This is a genomic window from Actinoplanes sp. NPDC048791 (assembly GCF_040650095.1).
Taxonomy (GTDB): Bacteria; Actinomycetota; Actinomycetes; order Mycobacteriales; family Micromonosporaceae; genus Actinoplanes.
Map to the genome: position 1 here is coordinate 1 of NZ_JBEZGQ010000835.1, position 3,710 is coordinate 3,710.

Genomic DNA, 3,710 nt, shown 5'->3' on the forward strand with positions numbered 1-3,710 from the left:
GCACCATCTCCGACAAGCGCGACGACACGCGGCTGGAGAAGCAGGGCGTGGAGTACATCTCCGCCCTCGCTCCCACCGTCGCTTGACTGATGCTGCCCGCCGCCGGCCGAGCGTAGGGTCCGGGACATGGATCTCGGGCTGGCAGACAGGACGGCGGTCGTCACGGGCGGCAGCAAAGGCATCGGGCGCGCTGTCGTGGCCGCGCTGGTCGCGGAGGGCGTACGGGTGACAGCCGGCGCGCGCAGCTTCCCCGGTCCGCCGGCCGAGGGGGTCCGGACGTTCCCGGTCGACCTGGGCACGGCGGACGGCCCGGCCCGGCTGATCGAGGACGCGGCCGGCGCGTACGGCGGCCTGGACCTGCTGGTCAACAACGTCGGCGCGGCGCATACCCGGACCGGCGGGTTCCTGTCGATCACCGATGACGACTGGCTCGCCACCCTGACCCTCGACCTGCTCGCGACCGTACGGGCGACCCGCGCCGCCCTCCCGCACCTGCTGCGCAGCCGGGGTTCGATCGTGACCGTCGCCTCGGTGAACGCCGTGCTGCCCGACCCGCTGGTGATGGACTACAGCGCGGCCAAGGCGGCGCTCGCCAGCTTCAGCAAGAGCCTCTCCAAGGAGGTCGGCCCGCAGGGCGTCCGGGTCAACACGGTCAGCCCCGGCCCGGTGGCCACCGACCTGTGGCTCGGCCAGGACGGCGTCGCGGCCACCGTCGGCTCGTCGGCCGGGCTCGCCCCGGAGGCCGTCGCGAAGCAGGCTGCCGCCGGCTCGGTGACCGGCCGCTTCACCACCCCGGAGGAGGTAGCCGCGTTGGTCGTGATGGTCGCGAGCGACCGCGCCGGCAACGTGACCGGCGCCGACTTCACCATCGACGGTGGCCTGGTCAGCACGCTGTGACCGAGCCGCTCATCACTTATCGCAGCGCCGCCGGCCGGTGGGTGCTGCTGGCCACCGTGCTCGGCTCGAGCCTGGCCTTCATCGACGCCACGGTCGTCAACATCGCGCTCCCGGCGATCGGCGACGACCTCGGCGGCGGCGCGGCGGGGCTGCAATGGACGGTCAACGGGTACGCCCTGAGCCTCGCGTCCCTGATCCTGCTGGGCGGCTCCCTGGGCGACCGCTTCGGGCGCAAACGGGTGTTCCTGATCGGGGTCGGCTGGTTCGCGCTGGCGTCGCTGCTGTGCGGGCTGGCGCAGAACATGGAGATGCTCATCGCCGCCCGTGTGCTGCAGGGCATCGGCGGCGCCCTGCTGACCCCGGGCGCGCTGGCCATCCTGGAGGCGTCGTTCGTCCGCGCGGACCGGGCCAAGGCGATCGGCGCCTGGTCCGGGCTGGGCGGCATCGGCGGCGCGCTCGGCCCGTTCCTCGGCGGCTGGCTCGTCGAGCTGGGCAACTGGCGGCTCATCTTCCTGATCAACGTGCCGGTCGCGGCGCTGGTCATGCTGGTCGCGGCCCGGCACGTGCCCGAGTCACGCAACCCGGCCGCGCCCCGCGAGCTGGACATCGCCGGGGTGCTCACCGGCGCCGCGGGACTCGGCGGCCTCACGTACGGCTTCACGGCCTGGCCCGCCCATGGCCCGGGCAGCCCGCAGGTGCTGGTCGCGTTGTTGATCGGGGTGGCCGGCCTGGCCACGTTCGTGGTGGTCGAACGCCGCTCGCGGCACCCGATGCTGCCCCTGGGCATCTTCGGCGCCCGCGCCTTCACCGGCGCCAACCTGGTGACCTTCCTGGTGTACGCGGCCAACGGCGGCGTCTTCTTCCTGGTGGTGCTCAACCTGCAGGTGGTGGCCGGGTTCAGCCCGCTGGCCGGTGGCCTGGCGCTGCTGCCGGTGACCGTGCTGATGCTGCTGCTGTCGGCCCGCGCGGGTGCCCTGGGCCAGCGCATCGGTCCCCGCATCCCGATGACGGTGGGCCCGCTGGTCTCGGCGGCGGGTCTGCTGTGGATGAGCCGCATCGGCCCGGGCGCGTCGTACTGGACGGACGTCCTGCCGCCGGTGATCGTCTTCGGCCTGGGCCTGTGCCTGCTGGTGGCCCCGCTGACCGCGACGGCGCTGGGCGCCCTGGACGACATGTACGCCGGCGTCGCCAGCGGCGTGAACAACGCGGTCGCCCGGGCCGCCGGTCTGCTGTCCGTGGCGGTCCTGCCGCTGGCGGCGGGCATCGGCCAGGGCGACCTGACCGACGCGGCGGACCTGCACCCGACCTACCGCAACTCCCTGATGATCTGCGCCGTCCTGATGCTGGCCGGCGCGGCCGTGGCCGCGGTGCTCATCCCGACCCGGCTCCCTGCCCACACCCCGGCCCCGGCGGCTGGGCCAGGAAGGGTCCACGCGGAGGCGGCAGCCACGCCGATCCGCTCGTACTGCGACGTGGCCGCCCCACCGGTCCATCCCCGCCGCGACGAGTGAGCGGCTGCACCAAACTCGTTTGCCCGGCGTACTTGAATGGTCGTATGCGTCCTGACTTCAGCGTTCCGCCCAAGCTCTCGCCCGGCGACCGGGTCGCCGTCGTCTCGCCCGCGCACGCCGCGCCCGCCATCTTCCCCGCCGTGCACGAGCAGGGACTGCGGCGCCTGCGCGAGGTTTTCGGCGTCGAGCCGGTCGAATACCCGACCACCCGCCGCGCCGCGCCGGCCGAGGAGCGGGCCGCGGACCTGATGGCGGCGTACGCGGATCCGCGGATCCGGGCGGTCTTCGCCACGATCGGCGGCGACGACCAGATCACCGTGCTGCGGCACCTCGACCCGACGCCGTTCCGGGCCGACCCCAAGCCCTTCTTCGGCTTCTCCGACAACACCAACCTGCTGAACTGGCTCTGGACCCATGGCGTGGCCGGCTACCACGGGATGTCCACGATGGTGCAGCTCGGCCGCGGCGGCGGGGTGCAGCAGGCCACCGTGGATTCGGTACGGGCGGCCCTGTTCACCGGCGGGGACCTGGAGATCAGCCCGGTCGAGCTGTTCACCGACGAGGAAGTCTCCTGGGACCAGCCCGCCACGTTGACCGAGGCGCCGGTCCCGTACCCGAGCCCGGGCCGGGTGTGGCACCGGGCCGACCGGGTGGTGAGCGCGCCGACCTGGGGCGGCAACCTGGAGATTCTGCACTGGACGCTGGCCGCCGACCGCTGGGTGCGCCCGGTCGAGGACTACGCCGGGTGTGTGCTGCTGCTCGAGACCTCCGAGGAGATGCCGCCGGACCTCGAGGTGTTCCGGATGCTGCGCAACTTCGGTGAGCGCGGCCTGCTGGAGCAGTTCCCGGCGATCGTCGTGGCGACGGCCAAGGGCACCGTGTTCAACAACCCGCGGCCGATGGCCGAGCGGATCCGGTATCGCGAGGCCCAGCAGGCGGCTGTGCTGCGGGCGGTCGAGACCTACAACCCCGCGGCGATGGTGGTCCTCGGGGTGGACTTCGGGCACACCAACCCGCAGTGGGTGCTGCCGTACGGCGGGCGGCTCACCGTCGACGGGCCGGCCCAGCGGATCATCGCGCACTTCTGAGGGCTTCGACCTCGGCCGCGAAGACGTGGTCGGGGTCGAGCCCCAGCGCCCGGAAGTTGTCCTCGATCTCCAGGCTCACGAAGCCGTGCAGCCGGCTCCAGGCGGTGACCGCGCGCAGCGCCACCGTGGGGTCGATGTCGTGCGCGCCGCGTCTGCGCGCCCAGCCGAGCAGGTCGTCGGCGAGCTGCGGCTCCGGCGCGGGGCCCGGTCCGGC

4 protein-coding genes are annotated in these 3,710 nt (G+C 73.4%); 3 read left to right on the forward strand and 1 reads right to left on the reverse strand.

Going from position 1 to position 3,710, the window contains the following annotated elements:
- The first annotated feature begins 126 nt into the window (after positions 1-126).
- Genes AB0C29_RS38005 through AB0C29_RS38015 form a run of 3 tightly spaced genes read left to right on the forward strand, consistent with a single transcriptional unit; the run spans position 127 to position 3,496 of the window.
- Positions 127-897, forward strand: coding sequence for an oxidoreductase (locus tag AB0C29_RS38005; protein ID WP_360831064.1), 771 nt, complete (start codon positions 127-129; stop codon positions 895-897).
- Positions 894-2,408 carry a DHA2 family efflux MFS transporter permease subunit gene (locus AB0C29_RS38010; protein ID WP_360831067.1) on the forward strand — a complete coding sequence of 505 codons (1,515 nt, stop codon included), beginning with the start codon at positions 894-896 and terminating at the stop codon, positions 2,406-2,408. The genes AB0C29_RS38005 and AB0C29_RS38010 overlap by 4 nt, the downstream gene beginning before the upstream one ends.
- A 44-nt stretch (positions 2,409-2,452) precedes the next feature.
- Positions 2,453-3,496 carry a S66 peptidase family protein gene (locus tag AB0C29_RS38015; RefSeq protein ID WP_360831069.1) on the forward strand — a complete coding sequence of 348 codons (1,044 nt, stop codon included), beginning with the start codon at positions 2,453-2,455 and terminating at the stop codon, positions 3,494-3,496.
- Here the strand turns inward: AB0C29_RS38015 and AB0C29_RS38020 are convergent.
- On the reverse strand, positions 3,480-3,710 hold a 231-nt coding region (locus AB0C29_RS38020; RefSeq protein WP_360831072.1), incomplete at its 5' end, for a TetR-like C-terminal domain-containing protein. The two genes, AB0C29_RS38015 and AB0C29_RS38020, sit on opposite strands and share 17 nt — an antisense overlap.

What these genes read in the sequence shown, in the direction of transcription:
- AB0C29_RS38005 (WP_360831064.1), top strand. Translation starts at nt 127, where the DNA reads ATGGATCTCGGGCTGGCAGACAGGACGGCGGTCGTCACGGGCGGCAGC.
- AB0C29_RS38015 (WP_360831069.1), top strand. Translation starts at nt 2,453, where the DNA reads ATGCGTCCTGACTTCAGCGTTCCGCCCAAGCTCTCGCCCGGCGACCGG.